The organism is Actinomadura darangshiensis, from assembly GCF_004349235.1.
Lineage (GTDB): Bacteria > Actinomycetota > Actinomycetes > Streptosporangiales > Streptosporangiaceae > Spirillospora > Spirillospora darangshiensis.
In genome coordinates this window covers 1-989 of sequence record NZ_SMKY01000647.1, presented here as the reverse complement: position 1 = coordinate 989, position 989 = coordinate 1, and the positions used below count along the sequence as shown (strand labels likewise).

Here is a 989-nt window from a genome sequence, read left to right as displayed (position 1 = left end):
GCCAGCGTCTTGCACGCCGACGACACCAACGTCAGATCCGCGATCTTCTCACCGCGCATCGCCCGCTCGGACTTGACCGCCGCGTGATACGTCAACTGCCGGGCACCCTCCAGCCGCATCGCCATATCCGCCAACATGAACTGCACACCCTGGAAATCAGCGACCGGCCTACCGAACTGCCGCCGCTCCTTCACATACCCCACCGCGAAATCCAGCGCACCCTGCGCGATGCCCAGCGCCTGGGCCGCGATGGTGATGCGGGTGTGATCCAACGTCGCCAGCGCCGTCTTGAACCCGGTGCCCTCCCCACCGATGATCCGATCGGCCGGGACCCGCACCTCCTCCAAGACCACCTGCCGGGTCGGCGACCCCTTGATCCCCAGCTTGCGCTCCTTGGGACCAAACGACACCCCCGCATCACCCTTCTCCACCACGAACGCCGAAATCCCCCGCGCACCCGCCGACGGATCGGTCACCGCCATCACCGTGTACAACTCCGACACACCCGCATTGGTGATCCACATCTTCGTACCGTTCAACACCCACGCATCACCGTCGCGCACCGCACGCGTCCGCATCCCCGCCGCATCCGAACCCGCCTCGGCCTCCGACAACGCATACGAGAACATCGCCTCACCCCGCGCCACCGGCCCCAGGTACTTCTTCTTCAGCTCCTCCGACCCCGACAGCAGCACCGGCACCGTCCCCAGCTTGTTCACCGCCGGAATCAGCGACGACGACGCACACGCCCGCGCGACCTCCTCGATCACGATCACCGTCGCCAGCGCATCCGCCCCCGCACCCCCGTACGATTCGGGCACGTGCACCGCGTGCAGATCGCTGCCCACCAGAGCATCCAGCGCCTCCCGCGGGAACCGCGACTCCTCGTCCACCTCCGCCGCGAAAGGAGCGATCTTGGCATCGGCCAGCTCACGCACCGAACGCCGCAGCAGCTCATGCTCCTCCGACGGCGCGTACGCGGGAAAGTC

General features: G+C 67.2%; 1 protein-coding gene. It reads right to left on the bottom strand.

What is annotated here, in order from left to right:
- The coding region (locus E1293_RS47160) for an acyl-CoA dehydrogenase family protein (RefSeq protein ID WP_132206685.1) at window positions 1-953 on the bottom strand (953 nt) is incomplete at its 3' end.
- Window positions 954-989: the final 36 nt, after the last annotated feature.